16 protein-coding genes and 2 riboswitches are annotated in these 15,168 nt (G+C 39.0%); of the genes, 8 read left to right on the top strand and 8 right to left on the bottom strand.

Annotation, left to right across the window (positions count from 1 at the left end):
* The first annotated feature begins 19 nt into the window (after positions 1–19).
* Positions 20–1,060: a LacI family DNA-binding transcriptional regulator gene (locus NQZ71_RS19905; RefSeq protein ID WP_144456667.1), complete on the top strand. Its 1,041-nt coding sequence runs from the start codon at positions 20–22 to the stop codon at positions 1,058–1,060.
* A 96-nt stretch (positions 1,061–1,156) separates the two neighbouring features.
* Here NQZ71_RS19905 and NQZ71_RS19900 read toward each other — a convergent pair whose 3' ends face one another.
* The 4 genes from NQZ71_RS19900 to NQZ71_RS19885 all read right to left on the bottom strand — a co-directional run bounded on the left by NQZ71_RS19900 (position 1,157) and on the right by NQZ71_RS19885 (position 3,170).
* A complete protein-coding gene (locus tag NQZ71_RS19900) occupies positions 1,157–1,873 on the bottom strand; it encodes a DUF4386 domain-containing protein (RefSeq protein ID WP_275007246.1) in 717 nt (238 codons plus the stop codon).
* Positions 1,874–1,932: 59 nt separating this feature from the next.
* Positions 1,933–2,151 carry a helix-turn-helix transcriptional regulator gene (locus NQZ71_RS19895; RefSeq protein WP_144456671.1) on the bottom strand — a complete coding sequence of 73 codons (219 nt, stop codon included), beginning with the start codon at positions 2,149–2,151 and terminating at the stop codon, positions 1,933–1,935.
* Position 2,152: 1 nt separating this feature from the next.
* A complete protein-coding gene (locus NQZ71_RS19890) occupies positions 2,153–2,599 on the bottom strand; it encodes a hypothetical protein (protein WP_275007250.1) in 447 nt (148 codons plus the stop codon).
* Between the two features lie 202 nt (positions 2,600–2,801).
* On the bottom strand, positions 2,802–3,170 hold the full coding sequence (locus tag NQZ71_RS19885) for a DUF2750 domain-containing protein (protein ID WP_186304112.1): 369 nt from the start codon (positions 3,168–3,170) through the stop codon (positions 2,802–2,804).
* Positions 3,171–3,512: 342 nt separating this feature from the next.
* Between NQZ71_RS19885 and NQZ71_RS19880 the strand changes: the two genes are divergently transcribed.
* Positions 3,513–4,151, top strand: a complete 639-nt coding sequence (locus tag NQZ71_RS19880) for a nitroreductase family protein (protein WP_144456677.1) — start codon at positions 3,513–3,515, stop codon at positions 4,149–4,151.
* A 161-nt stretch (positions 4,152–4,312) separates the two neighbouring features.
* The gene (locus tag NQZ71_RS19875) at positions 4,313–4,462 is read left to right on the top strand and encodes a hypothetical protein (protein WP_164849822.1); all 150 of its coding nucleotides are present in this window, start codon (positions 4,313–4,315) and stop codon (positions 4,460–4,462) included.
* Positions 4,463–4,624: 162 nt separating this feature from the next.
* Here the strand turns inward: NQZ71_RS19875 and NQZ71_RS19870 are convergent, their stop codons facing one another.
* The 4 genes from NQZ71_RS19870 to NQZ71_RS19855 form a co-directional block, all read right to left on the bottom strand.
* Positions 4,625–5,173 (bottom strand): GNAT family N-acetyltransferase, encoded by a 549-nt coding sequence (locus tag NQZ71_RS19870; RefSeq protein ID WP_317012184.1) that lies wholly within the window; start codon positions 5,171–5,173, stop codon positions 4,625–4,627.
* Positions 5,163–5,375: a hypothetical protein gene (locus NQZ71_RS19865; protein ID WP_317012183.1), complete on the bottom strand. Its 213-nt coding sequence runs from the start codon at positions 5,373–5,375 to the stop codon at positions 5,163–5,165. Before NQZ71_RS19865 ends, NQZ71_RS19870 begins: the two co-directional genes overlap by 11 nt.
* 183 nt (positions 5,376–5,558) lie before the next feature.
* The gene (locus NQZ71_RS19860) at positions 5,559–5,744 is read right to left on the bottom strand and encodes a PspC domain-containing protein (RefSeq protein ID WP_144456683.1); all 186 of its coding nucleotides are present in this window, start codon (positions 5,742–5,744) and stop codon (positions 5,559–5,561) included.
* Positions 5,745–5,780: 36 nt separating this feature from the next.
* On the bottom strand, positions 5,781–6,260 hold the full coding sequence (locus NQZ71_RS19855) for a small multi-drug export protein (RefSeq protein WP_275007260.1): 480 nt from the start codon (positions 6,258–6,260) through the stop codon (positions 5,781–5,783).
* Between the two features lie 310 nt (positions 6,261–6,570).
* Positions 6,571–6,671, top strand: a riboswitch (guanidine-I (ykkC/yxkD leader).
* A 66-nt stretch (positions 6,672–6,737) separates the two neighbouring features.
* Between NQZ71_RS19855 and NQZ71_RS19850 the strand changes: the two genes are divergently transcribed.
* From NQZ71_RS19850 to atzF, 5 genes are all read left to right on the top strand, one after another.
* Positions 6,738–8,117, top strand: a complete 1,380-nt coding sequence (locus NQZ71_RS19850) for an APC family permease (RefSeq protein ID WP_317012181.1) — start codon at positions 6,738–6,740, stop codon at positions 8,115–8,117.
* An 81-nt stretch (positions 8,118–8,198) separates the two neighbouring features.
* Positions 8,199–8,304: riboswitch (guanidine-I (ykkC/yxkD leader) on the top strand.
* A 52-nt stretch (positions 8,305–8,356) separates the two neighbouring features.
* Positions 8,357–9,079 (top strand): urea amidolyase associated protein UAAP1, encoded by a 723-nt coding sequence (locus NQZ71_RS19845; RefSeq protein WP_275007261.1) that lies wholly within the window; start codon positions 8,357–8,359, stop codon positions 9,077–9,079.
* On the top strand, positions 9,079–9,729 hold the full coding sequence (locus NQZ71_RS19840) for an urea amidolyase associated protein UAAP2 (RefSeq protein WP_317012179.1): 651 nt from the start codon (positions 9,079–9,081) through the stop codon (positions 9,727–9,729). Before NQZ71_RS19845 ends, NQZ71_RS19840 begins: the two co-directional genes overlap by 1 nt.
* Positions 9,730–9,745: 16 nt before the next feature.
* On the top strand, positions 9,746–13,396 hold the full coding sequence (uca, locus tag NQZ71_RS19835) for an urea carboxylase (protein WP_317012178.1): 3,651 nt from the start codon (positions 9,746–9,748) through the stop codon (positions 13,394–13,396).
* Entirely contained in the window at positions 13,359–15,128 is a 1,770-nt protein-coding gene (gene atzF / locus NQZ71_RS19830; protein WP_317012177.1) for an allophanate hydrolase, read from the top strand. Before uca ends, atzF begins: the two co-directional genes overlap by 38 nt.
* The last annotated feature ends 40 nt before the right edge of the window (positions 15,129–15,168 follow it).

The following is a 15,168-nucleotide window of genomic DNA, read 5'->3' as shown; positions in this document are numbered from 1 at the left end:
ATATATAGGAGGAATACGATTGAAAATCGATGATATCGCAAAATTAGCCGGTGTTTCTAAATCAGCTGTTTCTTTGGCATTTAATAATAAACCTGGCATCAGTGAACAAACAAAGGAGCATATCTTAAAAACAGCAGCTATTCACGGCTATACACCTAGAACCGTTAAAAAAAGGAATGATAGCCCTTTAAAGAAGAACCATATTATTCGCTTTGTCGCTTGTAAAAATACAGATGTAATTACAGACCAATACGATTCCCAGCCTTTCTTTAGAGAACTGCTTAATTATTTGACTGATATTGTGAGGGAAAATGGATATACATTAGCCATATCTTCAATAAACATACATGAACTAGAAAGTAACCTATCTCAATTGGAAGCAGACCAAGAATCAGCAGGTATTCTTCTGTTGGGAACAGACCTGCCGCTAGAGAAGATTGAAGAAGTTGAATCCATACACCCTAACATTGTTGTGTTGGATACTTTATTCGAAGCTTCTAAAATGAGCTTTGTGTCCATAAATAATTTTCTAGGCGGATTTCAAGCTGGAGAGTTTTTGTACAAGCTAGGTCATCGAAAAATTGGCTTTATTAAATCAAATGAACGTATATACAATTTTTCAAAAAGAGAGGCAGGATTCCTGCATTCGTTGGACAAAAATGGACTTAGCTTGAATGGATCGTACGTTTTTGAGGTTGCACCGATGCAGGTTTTATCTCAAGAATCATTAAAAAAATCAATTGCAAGCCTTAAAAGTCTTCCGTCAGCGTTTTTTTGCGAAAATGATTATATGGCGATAAGTACAATTAAAACATTGCATGAGCTTGGCATTAAAGTACCTGAACAAGTTTCTGTCTTAGGCTTTGACAATATATATGAAGCAAACATTATTAGTCCTGAATTAACAACTGTTCAAGTCAGAAAAGATGTACTGGCAAAAACAGCAGTGGAAAAGCTTGTTCAATCCATTTCTAGCAATAATTATGGCGGAACACAAACCCTTGTGAATACAGAAATCATTCAACGAAATTCCTGCATTGCTTTTTCTTCATCAAAATGAAGAGTATCATCCAAACATCAAAAAGCCTGCTGTTTTTCATTTCAACCAGCAGGCTTTTTGCAGATAAATGAACAATCGTTTATTAAACCGATAATATTAACTGCTCATATTTTGTTTCTCTTTTATCATTTTTAGAAGTGGGGCATCATTAAAGCCTTTAGTAATAAGCCAAACTGCTAGAATCATTTCATTAGCTGCTACCGGCATAGCTAATAAAGCACCCCAGACTGAAACTTGTTCAATCACATCAAACATTACTAAAATAGAACAAATAAATACGAGCGCTCCACCTGTCATTCCTATTATAGGGATAAACCGCGGTACGAGCTTCGATTTATAAAAGATAAAACTATACATCATTGTGTTGATGCCAAGCATGAAATTCGGACCAAGTAAAAATGTCCATTCATGTATCGCTTTTAGTACGGTTCCAGATGCTTCAAAGGCAGAAGAATTTTGCGCACCACCCGCTATATATTCCTGGCTTAATGTTAGTAATGCCAACACGCTGATTATTCCGATTATAATAACAACAGCCTCAAGAAACCGGAAGCAAACATGCCAAAGTGCGATTGTTCCATCATACTTTTTCAATATCGGATACATCGTTGTAGCAGTACCAACTGCTGATACAACAAGTATTAATTCCAAAACTGCCCCTAATACTACCTGTCTTGAATGTTCAGCACCTGCAGTAAGATAATCTGATTCATTTAGAATCGGATCATATAGTAATAGCCCTATGACTGCTGTAACGGCAGCAAGTATAAACAGAATTCCGACTAATCTAGCAGCTTTTTTGTTTGAATTCATAAAAATCCCCTTCTCGTTAATAAATTCAAAAACGTTGAAACCGCACAACTAAAAAATTATTAATTGTCTTTTTCGTAAAAGAAAACTTCTTCTAATGGCAAATCAAAAGCATGGGCAATACGAAAGGCTAATTCTAAAGATGGGGAGTAGTTACCTTTTTCGAGTGCCACAATAGTTTGTCTTGTCACGCCTGCCTTGTCAGCCAATTGCTGCTGTGTCATTTCATTATGGTTAAATCGCAATCTTCTAATATGATTGCCGACAAGATGCTTTCCCATATTAAACTCCTTTCCGGTAATGATAAAATTTTGTAACTGATCCAGTTACATCAGCAAGGAAACCTGAAATAATTAGGATGATAAACATTACTTGCAATGGTTGTGAAATTACTAATGCTGTCATTGATGAAAGAAAACCGAGGATAAAAATAAAGAAGGAATTTCGATTTGCTTTAAGCGCAATTAACTTGTCGAGCTCATCTTCAAATGATGGCTGCTTTTCTTTAGTTGTTACACTAAATATGATGTTAAAAATAATGCTGATAATGATATGTGCAATAATGGAAACTAGTGTCAAAAGCAGAACGAATCTGCCCCAAAAGTGAAGAAACTGATCTTCTAGCACACCCCCTATTGGATATTGTGGGTACATCCAAAAAGAAAATGATACAAAAATGATTACAGCACTGACTATTGATACAATACTTTTCTTTTCTTGATAAGTCATCCATCATCACCCTTTGTATATTTAGTTTGACATAAGGTAAAGTTTCTTATACACAATGTATAATACACTTTACATTAATTCAAGTACCATTTTAATAAATGGGCTAATAATCTTAGAAAACAAAAAAGGGACTAATGGATTGAATTAGCCCCTTTTTACCAATCATGCTACTTTTATTTCAAGAGAAAAAGTAAAAAAACCTTTATATATTACGAAGCATTTCTTTTATCTCATCACGAGTTTGCAGGATTGCCCCTTTTTCACTTGGAAATATGGCAGCCACGCCATTATCCTTTTCTATTTCAACAAGTAAATCATCCATAAACTCATTCAATGGAATGTTGAATGCCTCATACTTCCCACCTATCACTTCAGCCTCCATCTCCGCAAAGCTTCTCCTTGGCCAAACAGGCAATGAAAATTCAAAATCGCCCTCTTCTTCCAGCGTTAACAAATCACCATTTTCATCGCGCAGCAACCAAACCTGCTCATCCATAGATACTATTGTATAAAAATAGATAAGCCGTTTTTCGGCAGGACGTTTTAAAATCATTCGTTTAAATAATTTCATATTATTTCTTCCTTTTCTGTTTACCAAATGAATTATTAGTAATAAATAGTACTGCTATAACAGTTTATAATAGAAAAAACTATATTTCTATTACAATTATTTAAAACTATCCAAATATTATAAAATTATTGCTCTTCATACCACCTTTACCATGAACACTGTTCTTCTTTTTTGCTAATTTTGTCTTTTAACTTCGGTTTTTCCTTTTAAAAAATGCAAATTACATCTTTCCAATACTTTTTGATTGCAATCGAAGCAAAAATATAATATTATTTGATATATCAATTATTGATAAGTCAACTATTGATACATCAAATAATATTAAAGGAGAATTATTATATTATGAGTAAATTCCAAAAAACAAATGACTTCAATGAAATTGTATATGGTCGTCGTTCCATTAAAGTATATGATCCAACAGTAAAAATCAGCCGTGAGGAAATGAGCGAAATTTTAGAGAAAGCTTCCAAAGCTCCCTCTTCCATTAATATGCAGCCTTGGCGCTTTGTAGTGATTGATACGGAAGAAGGTAAAGAAAAGCTAGCTCCTCTATCTAGATTTAATAAAGAGAAAGTATTAAGCTCGTCTGCAGTAATTGCTATTTTCGGAGACAAGAAAAACTTTGATTATGCTGAAGAAATCTACAGTAATGCTGTTGAGCTTGGCTACATGCCTCAAGAAGTTAAGGATGCTCAAATAAACGCATTCACACCTTACTACGCAAATATGTCAGATGATGTAATGAAGGATACTATCATGCTTGATGCTGGTCTTGTTTCCATGCAGCTTATGCTAGTTGCTCGTGCACATGGTTATGATACAAATCCAATCGGCGGTTATGAAAAAGACCAAATTGCCGAAAGCTTTGGTTTAGAAAAGGATCGTTATATTCCAATTATGCTGCTAACAATTGGTAAAGCTGCAAATGAAGGCTTCCAATCTTATCGTCTGCCTGTTGATACGATTACAGAATGGAGATAAAGCACCACTTCTTTTGAAGTCATGATAAACAATCAATACATTTATGATAAGACCCTACTCTATTGAGTGGGGTCTTTCAATTTATTTTTACCTGCTCCATCCAAATCCAACTAATAATATGAATATGAAATCACATACTAACAATATGGGAGGTGAAAGAGATGAAAACAAAAGATGATTTCTTAGAAGGAGCAAAAGTCACTGATGATGCTCATACATATGGGCCTTCGAACGGAGGAAGTGCAGAGCACCATTCTCCACAATCTGTTCCTAATACAGAAGCAGCTAAAGCAGGCAAGAAACGAAAATAAATTATTTGTTAAATAATCTCCCCCTTTAAGTAAACAGTAAATTAAAAATTATTGTCTGCTTAAAGGGTTGCTTGTCTTGTTTATAAACATGAATTCCTCAAAAGCAAAAAAACGGCTTATCCGCTAACGGACAGCCATTTTCTTTATTATTGTAAGAACAGTTTAGAAACTCCTTTGTGGATGATGGGTAAAGTCCTCTTCCAGTATTGCCATAAGGATATGATCACGCCATTCTCCATCTATCAATAGACTCTTCCGCTCTAAGCCTTCTTGCACAAATCCGGCCTTTTCCAACACTCTAATCGAACCAGGATTTTGCGGGCTAACACCTGCGATTACCCGATGAAAATTCAATTCTGTAAAGATGATTTTCAATCCTTCCGTTAAAGCCTGCTGCATATAGCCTTTTCCATTATGCTTGGAGTCTAACTGGTATCCTACCATGCACGTTTGCTTTGGGCCTCTCTCGACAAAGAAAAAGTTGATTGCACCAATTAATTCTGCTTCTAGGAAAATACCAAAATCGTATCTTTCATCATTTTTTGCTTTTTCTCTACTTTTTTCAATCCAATCTGTTTGGCCCTCTAAAGTATAAAACGTTTCACTTGGTTTAATTGGTGACCATCTTTCGAAATGCTCTTTATTGTTTAATTCCAGCTGCAGCTTCATGTGAGCATCTGATATTTCATAGAATCTAATATTAACCTTCATTGTCCCTGTCCTTTAATATTATTGCTGGCTTTTTTCGCATAACTACCTTTTTCTTAAGATAGTAAGCACCGCCAATAAGTACAATAATTCCAATTGTTTTTATAATGATTGTATTAGTTAATTCGTCATTAAAAGTGATACTGCTAAAAACACTGCCTATAACTATTATTACGATGGCTAGTAGCAAATGAATTATTCTCATATAATACCTTCCCTTTTAAATAATCCTACTTTAAGACGGCCTAAATAATAAGTACATAAAGGTATCTTTGAAAATGAAGACACATTTTTAGCAGCAATTACTTCAACCATCTCTCTCACAAACCAGTTTTATACTAATAAAATTATTTCACTATTCCCTTAAGAGTTCAACATATATTTACGCTTATAATGAGCGGGGACTATCTGCCATCGCATTAGCAAGAATGAGATATATAATGATATTGGAAGGTAACAGAACAATAAATATTAGTCTCACTGCAAATGAAGATATCCCAAAGTATTCTGCGATTCCACCGCAAACACCTGTTAACGCCTTATCTGTTGCTGATTTTTTTAATTTATTCCTCACAATTACTCTCCATCCTTCATGCTAAAATGCTTCCGTTTATTCATACCATTTTATATACTGCAAGCCATAAACAGAGCCCACTGTCATTACAACAGACCAAATAACTAAACTAACACCAAGCCAAGTAACAACCTTCTTTCTAGAAGAACCAAATAAAAGTGCCATTAATGCAGCAAGGTCTGTGCCAAGGATAGAAGGTGATAACAAAGCAAACACAGGCAAACCGTACTTTTCCCAAATTTGTTTGGCTCGTGTTTCTCGTTTGGATGGCTCTGTTATTCCTTTTTTCGCTTTTCTTTTCCTACGCCATTCAGCTATTTGTCTAAAAAATATCGCGAAAACTAACACCATTAAAAAATTACCTAAAAAGGCAATAATTCCAACTGCAATTGGTGACATATCAAAAAGAATACCAACTGGAATTATATAAAAAACATCTAAAAATGGTAACAACGAAATAATAAATAAGGCAAAATATTGCCACAACCCATCTGTGCTTTGAACCCATTCGACCATATAGATTCCTCCATATTTATGTAGTTTAGAACTGCAATTTTTAAACTTCGCTACAACTTAATACGAATCAATATTAGAAAAGTTCCCAAAATCCCCTTTAAGGTAAAAGCCATGTTGTTTACTTTCTTTCCTAACAGAAGTAATTTTAGTTAAAAATGCTCTGCGCATCATAATGAGAGCGTTATCTTTTTATTTGTATATTCTAAATTTTCAAAAATAGTATGTTAAATAATCTGACAACTTAATTGACGTCTTGGTTTTTGTCTTTATACTCATAACTATCAATTAATATTGGTTCTTGTCATAGAACAAAGATGCCGCCTAGGGTTCCGGTTTGTAAAACGTCTGGTCCGAGAGGTAGCGTACGGTATTGCAATACTGTATACACGGAGGGATAAAAGCCCGGGAGAATTTTGTATAAAAATTCTCCCGGGCTTTTATTTTTTCAAATTTATTTTGGAAAAGAGGATGAATAATATGATTAATCAAAAACCGACACTCGCAAAAACCTTAAAGCTCCATCAAGTTGTATTCATGGGGCTTGCGTGGATGACACCAATGATATTTTTTACCGTTTATGGAGTGGCATTTGAAGCTGCAGATGGCATGATGACTCCTGCTTATTTGATTGCTTTTATAGCGATCTTTTTCACCGCCTTCAGTTATAGCCGCATGGTAAAGGCTTACCCTATTTCTGGCTCCGCTTATACGTATACAAAAAAATCCATTCATCCGAAGGTCGGTTTCTTAGTCGGTTGGGCACTTTTATTAGATTATGTATTCTCCCCTATTATTGCTATTTTAACGTTTGGTATCTTTATGAATACAGAATTCCCCTCTATTCCGGTATTCGTTTGGATTATTATCATGAACATCGTGCTAGTTATTGTTAACATCATCGGCATTAAGTCTGCAGCCCGTATCAGCGGTATATCTGTCCTTGTGCAAATTGCCTTTATCGTGTTATTTTGTGCATTAATTGTTAAGGATGTTCTTTCTGGTGACACTGCTGCTAGCTCGCTCTTTTCCCTTGCACCGTTTTTAAGTGATCATAGTTCATTAAGCGCAGTATTCACTGGTGCTTCCCTAATTTGCTTCTGTTTTCTTGGCTTTGATGCAGTCACTACCATGTCTGAAGAAACAATAAAAGCGGAAAAAACCGTTTCGAAAGCAATTTTTCTGATCGTCCTTATTGCGGCTGTCATGTATATTGCAATTTCTTATTTAACACAAGTTGCTTTTCCTAACTTTGCATTTTCGAATCCAGATAATGCTGCATACGCACTTGTTCAGCTTGTTGGTGGTAATCTATTAAGCTCTATCTTTATTATGGTGTTGATAATTGCTACCTTCACTCAAGGAGTTTCCTCGATGACAAGTGTGAGCAGATTCCTGTTCGCTTTAGGTCGTGAATCGATTCTCCCTGTGAAGCTGTTTACAGCCATTCATCCAAAATACAAAACTCCTGTTGCTAACATCATCTTTGTCGGAGTAATTTCCTTCGCTGCTGTCTTTTTTGATCTTGATACAGCTGTAACATTTGTCAGCTTCGGTGCTTTGACTGCCTTTACCTTTGTGAATATTTCTGTTATTGGACACTACTATATTAAGCAAAAAGAACGTTCCTTGAAGGGAACCTTTGTCTATCTTGTTTTCCCTTTAATTGGCGCTGGTTTTATATGCTGGCTGTTGACACTGCTTAATAAACAAACACTCATGTATGGATTGGCTTGGCTTATTATTGGCTTTATTTACATGGCCATAAGAAAAGCATGGATAACATCAAAAGATAAAAGCTCCACAACAAGGAAAAAATTGCTGCAACAAAAAACTATGTCAGATAATCTGACAGATTAGTAGTTTTTATTTTCAGAATAGTTATACTTTAGTTTATTAACAATCTAATAAAGGTTTTCACAATCACAATATCGTTGAAAACAAAAAGCTGTCTAGGGTTCCGTTTAAAGAGTTTTCTTTAAAGTCAGGTCCGAGAGAGAGCGTGCAGCATTTGCTGTATACACGGAAGGACAAAAGCCTGGGAGATGATAATCTCTCTTACGCTTTTGTCCTTTTATTTTTTTAAGGAGGTTCTATTTATGGATACAGTTATTAACATTCCTGGTGGTGGAAAATGGTCTGGTGTGATCAGCCGTGGAAAAACGATTAAATTTACAGCAACTGAGGATGGTGCAAATCTTTCCCTGCTTTTGTATTCTGCTGCAGATACTGCTGAAAGGTATAATATGCCAGATACATTAAAGGCACAGCATACCTCTCACTTAACGAAGGGAAATGTGCTGATGAGTGATAACGGCCGCGTCCTTGCAAGTATTATTGACGATTCATTGGGCTGGCATGACACTATATCGGGCTATATCTCACGTCGACTTGTCGATGAGCGCTATGGCAAAACAACTTATCAGGAATTTAGAAATGACTGGCACCGCAGTGGTGAGGAGAACTTTGCAGTTGAATTGTTCCGTAATGGGATGACTGTTCGTGATCTTGTGCCTGTTGTCAATTTATTCTCTAAGGTCTATTGCACAGAGGATGGAAACATGCATTATGCCCTTAAGCATGCAAAAAAAGGCGACTTTATTGTCCTAAGAACAGAAATGGATGTCCTCCTTATTACATCCAATACACCGAATCCTTTAAATCCAAGCACCAATTATCCTGCTGTTCCAGTAAAACTGGAGGTCACAGCTGCGACTCCAATTAGTGAGGATGATTGCTGCCTCAATTATTGTCCAGAAAACAGGCGTGCCTTTGAAAACACATGGAATTATTCAGCACTTACGATAGGAGGAATGCAATAATGGCAGTACTTTACCGAGTTGAAAGCGAACGTAAACAGGAAAATGCCTTCATATCAGAAACAATTCCGGCTGGCGATGGCTGGACATACACTTTAGAGCCAGGGCAGGTTCTGCGAATCGTCGATTTAGAAGGAAATCAAGCTGCTGATACGCTCTTTTATGATGCGGAGAATCCTATTGACCATTATAGTGCAGTCAATACGATTACCAATCAAGGCAATGTATATTTAACGACTGGTTCTGTCCTTTTATCAGAGTCTGGCAAGGAGTTAGTGAAAATTGTCGCAGATACATGTGGTAACCACGATACACTCGGCGGCGCATGTTCGGCTCAAAGCAATACTGTCCGCTATGCACATGAAACACTGCCAATGCATAACTGCCGAGATACCTTTATGCTGCAGCTATCAAACAATGACCCCCGCTTTACAAAACGGGACTTGGCTCCAAATATTAACTTTTTTATGAATGTTCCCGTCACACCAGATGGCGGCTTAACGTTTGCTGATGGTGTTTCTGCTCCTGGCTATTATGTAGAAATGGAAGCAGCAGCTCGTGTACTTGTGTTAATCAGCAACTGCCCACAATTAAATAATCCTTGTAATGCTTATAACCCAACCCCAATACAAGTGCTTGTTTGGGATAAATGATAAAGGAGTGACAACTATGTATACAAAAGTATTAATTGCCAACCGCGGAGCGATTGCTGTTCGCATTGAACGTACTCTTCGAAAAATGGGAATTCAGTCTGTGGCTGTTTATACGAAGGCTGACCAAGACAGCCTTCATGTTGATTTGGCAGATGAAGCCATTCTGATTGGTGAAGGTGCTGCAAAGGATTCTTATTTAAATGGAGAGCTTCTTCTTAATATAGCGCAGGAAACAGGTGCCCAAGCAATCCATCCTGGCTATGGCTTTTTAAGTGAAAATGCTGATTTTGCACGGGCCTGCTTTGAGAATAACATTGCCTTTATCGGGCCAACACCAGAGCAAATCGAGCTGTTTGGCTTAAAGCATTCCGCCAGGGAAATTGCCGAAAGAGCAAATGTTCCGATGCTTTCTGGTACACAGCTTATAACGGAGCTTTCAGCAGCTCTGTCAGAAGCAGCAAAAATCGGCTATCCAGTCATGCTGAAAAGCACAGCTGGTGGCGGTGGTATCGGCATGCGCGTTTGCGAGGATGAAGCAGCATTAAGCAATGTTTTCGAGTCTGTAAGCAGGCTGGCTCAAACGAACTTTAACAACGGTGGCGTCTTTTTAGAAAAATATATTCAAAAGGCCCGTCATGTTGAAGTCCAAATATTTGGGAATGAATTTGGCGAGGTGGCAGCACTTGGTGAACGAGATTGCTCGATTCAACGCCGCAATCAAAAAGTCGTTGAGGAAAGTCCAGCTCCCTGCCTGTCTTCTGCAGTTCGTGAACAAATGCTGCTGGCTTCAAAGCGCCTTGCAGCAGAGGTTGGTTATCGCAGTGCAGGAACAGTTGAATTTTTGTATGATCCAGACACAGAGCAATTTTACTTTCTTGAAGTAAACACAAGACTGCAAGTAGAGCATGGCGTGACAGAGGAAGTTCTTCGAATTGATTTAGTCGAGTGGATGGTCAGAGAATCAGCCGGCGAGTTACGTGGCCTTGAGCAATTATACAAAAAACCAGTTGGTCACAGTATCCAAGCAAGAATTTATGCTGAAGATTGCTTAAATGACTTCCGTCCAAGCGGTGGTCAGATAGATCAAGTAGTTTTCCCTGAAAATGCTCGGGTAGAATCGTGGGTACGTGACGGACTTACGGTTACATCTTTTTACGATCCGATGCTTGCAAAAATTATTGTGCATGGAGACACTCGGGAAGAAGCGCTTCATAAGCTGGACACAGCCCTAGCAGAGGCAAGATTTTATGGTATCACTACAAATCTGTCCTACATTCGCGCACTTTTAATGGAAGACAATTGCCGAAACGGACTTGTTTATACGCGGATGCTTGAAGGCTTTTCACCTGCTGAACAAGCAATAGAGGTGCTTGATGGTGGTATTCAAACTACTGTGCAGGATTGGCCAGGAAGAATTGGTCATTGGGACGTTGGTGTTCCTCCATGCGGACCAATGGACCCACTATCCTTCCGAATTGGAAACAAACTATTAGGCAATACCGAAAATGCATCAGGATTGGAGTTAACTCTCCGCGGCGGCACATACCGCTTCCGCTTTGACACTGCCTTCTGTTTAACTGGTGCCGATATGCATGCCACGCTTGGGGATGTGGAAGTGCCAATGTACACTGTAATCAATGCAAAAAGAGGTCAAACGTTAACATTCGGAGAAGCTGATACAGGTATGAGGACGTATTTCCTTATTGCAGGCGGATTGGATATGCCCCTTTATTTAGGCAGTGCTGCAACCTTTACTCTTGGTGGTTTTGGTGGACATGGCGGCAGAGCATTACGAACTGGTGACGTATTATCTGTTAACGATGCTTCCCTGCCTGCTTATACTGCAGTCATAAATGACCGTAAACCAGTGATTACTAAAGAATGGACAATTGGTGTCATCCCTGGTCCGCATTGCACAACAGAGTTTTTGTTGCCTGAATATTTGCAGCAGCTTACAGATACAAGCTGGGAGGTTCACTTTAACAGTTCACGTACAGGAGTTCGCTTAGTTGGTCCTGCTCCCTTGTGGTCACGCAGTGACGGTGGTGAAGCTGGACTGCATCCATCAAATATCCATGATAATGCTTATGCAGTTGGTACACTTGATTTAACTGGTGACATGCCGATATTACTCGGTCCTGATGGGCCAAGTCTCGGTGGATTTGTTTGCCCTGTCACAACTGCTTCAGCAGAATTTTGGAAAATTGGCCAGCTTCATGCTGGTGACAAAATCCGCTTCAAGCTGATTACACTGGAAGAGGCAGAAGCGCTTCGCGACTCGCAGGAGCAATATCTTCAAAGCATTGGAGAAAGGGAAGTAGCGGTTCTGCCAGCACTTACCGAGGATATTGTCCAGCTTCCCTGCGATTACCCTGTTTTACTGGAACAGTCAACAGGAAGAATTCCGATGAAAATCAGAGCGGCTGGTGATAAGCATGTGTTAGTCGAATATGGTGAGATGGAGCTTGACTTACTGCTGCGTTTTCAAGTTCATGCCTTAATGGAAGCCATGCAAAAAGAAACTGATTTGCCTATCATTGAAATGACACCAGGCATACGTTCACTGCAGATTCATATTGATGCATCCAAAATGACAGTTAAAGAACTAAGCAACATGATTGCTTCTATCAATGACTCACTCCCACCATTAGAGGAAATTGAAGTGCCATCACGTATTGTCCGCCTTCCCCTTTCATGGGATGATCCATCAACACAATTGGCTATCGACAGATACCAAAAGAATGTTAGACCTGATGCTCCTTGGTGTCCTAGTAATTTAGAGTTCATACGACGTGTTAACGGATTAAATGATATGGAAGACGTGAAGCGAATTGTCTTTGATGCCAATTATCTTGTTCTTGGCCTTGGCGATGTGTATCTTGGCGCACCTGTCGCAACACCAGTAGACCCGCGCCACCGTCTTGTTACAACAAAATATAATCCTGCCCGAACTTGGACACCAGAAAATGCAGTTGGTATCGGCGGTGCTTATATGTGTGTTTATGGTATGGAAGGACCAGGAGGCTATCAATTTGTCGGCCGAACTGTTCAGGTATGGAACAAATTGCGGGAAACAGAAAGCTTTCAGGCTGGAAAGCCATGGCTGCTTCGCTTCTTTGATCAAATTTCATTTTATCCAGTAAGTGCAGATGAATTACTAGTAATGCGCGAAGACTTCCTGCGCGGAAGATTTGAAATTGATATAACCGAAACAACCTTTAAGCTTGGTGATTATTTAGCATTTCTATCCTCAATTGAGGAAAGTACAAATACATTCCGGAGCAAACAGCAAGCCGCCTTCCATGAAGAGCGTGAAAGATGGCAGGAGCTTGGGTTGGCAGAGTATGTGTCAGAGCAAGAAACAGCTGAGCCTGCAGAGGAAGTACTTCCAGATGGTGCAGAAGCTGTGCGCAGCTCCATGCCAGGAAGTGTTTGGAAGGTACTAGTTTCATCTGGAGACCGCGTTCAAAAAGGCGATACATTAATAATTGAAGAAAGCATGAAAATGGAATTTCCACAAGCAGCTCCTTTTGATGGAACCATTGAATCTATTCATGTTGCCCCAGGTGATGAGGTATATGCAGGCCAGTTAATTGTTTCAATAAAAAGAGCAGAAAGAGGTGATTTAAGTGCAGACAAATTCCCTAAAGACATTATCCATTCATGAAATTCAGGCAGGATATGAAAACGGCACGTTAACGCCTGAAGCACTTATAGAGCTTATTATCGAACGGGCAGAGGCTGATAAAGAATTCAATATTTGGATTACTCCCCCTTCCTGGAGCTTTATTCGTTCCTATATTGATAATCTCGATTTAATCGACAGAGAAAAGTCACCTTTATGGGGTATTCCTTTTGCCATCAAGGATAATATTGATCTTGCAGGCGTTCCAACAACTGCTGGTTGTCCTGATTTTGCCTATACACCAGAAAAAAGTGCCACTATTGTTCAACGCTTAATTAATGCAGGCGCCATTCCGATTGGAAAAACAAATTTAGACCAGTTCGCCACTGGACTTGTCGGCACGAGAAGTCCTTTCGGCGAAACACAAAACGCATTAAGACCAGAGCTAATCAGTGGTGGTTCAAGCTCTGGTTCTGCAGTATCTGTGGCGCGCGGTCAAGCAGCCTTTTCCCTTGGAACAGATACTGCCGGCTCTGGTCGTGTCCCAGCAGCCTTAAACGGACTTATCGGGTTCAAGCCAAGTGTTGGTGCATGGCCAGTTAAAGGGGTTGTCCCTGCATGTGCAAGCATAGATTGTGTCACTGTTTTTTCTAATAATCTTCAAGACACTGTTTTTGTGGATGAAGTTGTTCGAGGCTTTGATAAAGAAGATCCTTGGTCAAAGACTGTAAAGAGAGAGCCTTCCTCCCTGCCTAAGCGCCTATTAATCCCAGAGGATTTGCCTGAATTTTACGGACCTTTTGCAAAGGAATATGAACAAGCCTGGCAAACAGCTTTAACAAAAATGAACAAACTCGGAATCCTTATCGAAAAGATAGATGTAAGCTACTTGTTAGAAGCAGCATCTGTTTTATATGATGGGCCTTGGGTTGCAGAAAGATGGTCTGATTTAGGAGCGTTTATTGAGGAGCATCCAAACTCAAGCCTGACTGTAACAGAAACCTTGTTACGCACCGGTGCCAAATCAGCATATACTGCCTCCTCTCTGTTTCAAGCAATGCATAAGCTGCAAGCATCAAAACGGAAAGCACATCTCCAGCTCGAAGATGCAGTATTAATAATGCCTACTGCTGGAGGAACATGGACACGAGCTGAGGTTCGCAGTAATCCCCTTCAAACAAACAGTCAAATGGGACTATATACAAATCATTGTAATTTACTAGATTTATCTGCAATTAACATTCCTTCTGAACCTATAGAGGATAAATTGCCATTTGGAATTACTTTATTTTCAGGTGCTAATGATGAACATCTTATTACAGGTCTTGCAGAAAAATTTTTAAATGAGCCTCCTGTGCCGGCGCAAACAAATACGGTCACGATTGCAGTTTGTGGCCTGCACATGCAAGGGTACCCCCTTGAAGTGCAAATGAAGGAGCATGATGCCAAATTTAAAAGAAAGACTAAAACTTCTGCAAACTATCAGCTGATCGCATTAAATACTGCTCCAGCAAAGCCAGGCCTCATTCGTGAACCACATAATGGAGCTGAAATTGATCTCGAATTATGGGAAATGCCTGTTGAACAACTTGGTGCTTTCGTATCACTCATCCCATCACCACTTAGCATTGGTACGATTGAACTTAAAGACGGTACATTTGTTAAAGGATTTTTGTGTGAACAATGGGCTGTAGATGAAGGAAAGGACATTACTCGCTTCGGTGGCTGGCATCAATATTCAGCTAGCAAGCCGTCTGCGCATTCCGTTTTATAAATAATCGAGAAGGGTTAAAATAACCCTTCTCTTCTCATTA

The organism is Niallia taxi (assembly GCF_032818155.1).
Classification (GTDB): Bacteria; Bacillota; Bacilli; order Bacillales; family Cytobacillaceae; genus Niallia; species Niallia taxi_A.
Note: the sequence above shows the minus strand (reverse complement) of the source record. Positions and strands in the feature narration are given on the sequence as shown.

Excerpts from the sequence above, each read along its gene's own strand:
- NQZ71_RS19900 (WP_275007246.1), bottom strand. The coding sequence starts at position 1,873 with ATGAATTCAAACAAAAAAGCTGCTAGATTAGTCGGAATTCTGTTTATA.
- NQZ71_RS19895 (WP_144456671.1), bottom strand. The coding sequence starts at position 2,151 with ATGGGAAAGCATCTTGTCGGCAATCATATTAGAAGATTGCGATTTAAC.
- NQZ71_RS19890 (WP_275007250.1), bottom strand. The coding sequence starts at position 2,599 with ATGACTTATCAAGAAAAGAAAAGTATTGTATCAATAGTCAGTGCTGTA.
- NQZ71_RS19885 (WP_186304112.1), bottom strand. The coding sequence starts at position 3,170 with ATGAAATTATTTAAACGAATGATTTTAAAACGTCCTGCCGAAAAACGG.
- NQZ71_RS19880 (WP_144456677.1), top strand. The coding sequence starts at position 3,513 with ATGAGTAAATTCCAAAAAACAAATGACTTCAATGAAATTGTATATGGT.
- NQZ71_RS19875 (WP_164849822.1), top strand. The coding sequence starts at position 4,313 with ATGAAAACAAAAGATGATTTCTTAGAAGGAGCAAAAGTCACTGATGAT.
- NQZ71_RS19870 (WP_317012184.1), bottom strand. The coding sequence starts at position 5,173 with ATGAAGGTTAATATTAGATTCTATGAAATATCAGATGCTCACATGAAG.
- NQZ71_RS19865 (WP_317012183.1), bottom strand. The coding sequence starts at position 5,375 with ATGAGAATAATTCATTTGCTACTAGCCATCGTAATAATAGTTATAGGC.
- NQZ71_RS19855 (WP_275007260.1), bottom strand. The coding sequence starts at position 6,260 with ATGGTCGAATGGGTTCAAAGCACAGATGGGTTGTGGCAATATTTTGCC.
- NQZ71_RS19850 (WP_317012181.1), top strand. The coding sequence starts at position 6,738 with ATGATTAATCAAAAACCGACACTCGCAAAAACCTTAAAGCTCCATCAA.
- NQZ71_RS19845 (WP_275007261.1), top strand. The coding sequence starts at position 8,357 with ATGGATACAGTTATTAACATTCCTGGTGGTGGAAAATGGTCTGGTGTG.
- NQZ71_RS19840 (WP_317012179.1), top strand. The coding sequence starts at position 9,079 with ATGGCAGTACTTTACCGAGTTGAAAGCGAACGTAAACAGGAAAATGCC.
- uca (WP_317012178.1), top strand. The coding sequence starts at position 9,746 with ATGTATACAAAAGTATTAATTGCCAACCGCGGAGCGATTGCTGTTCGC.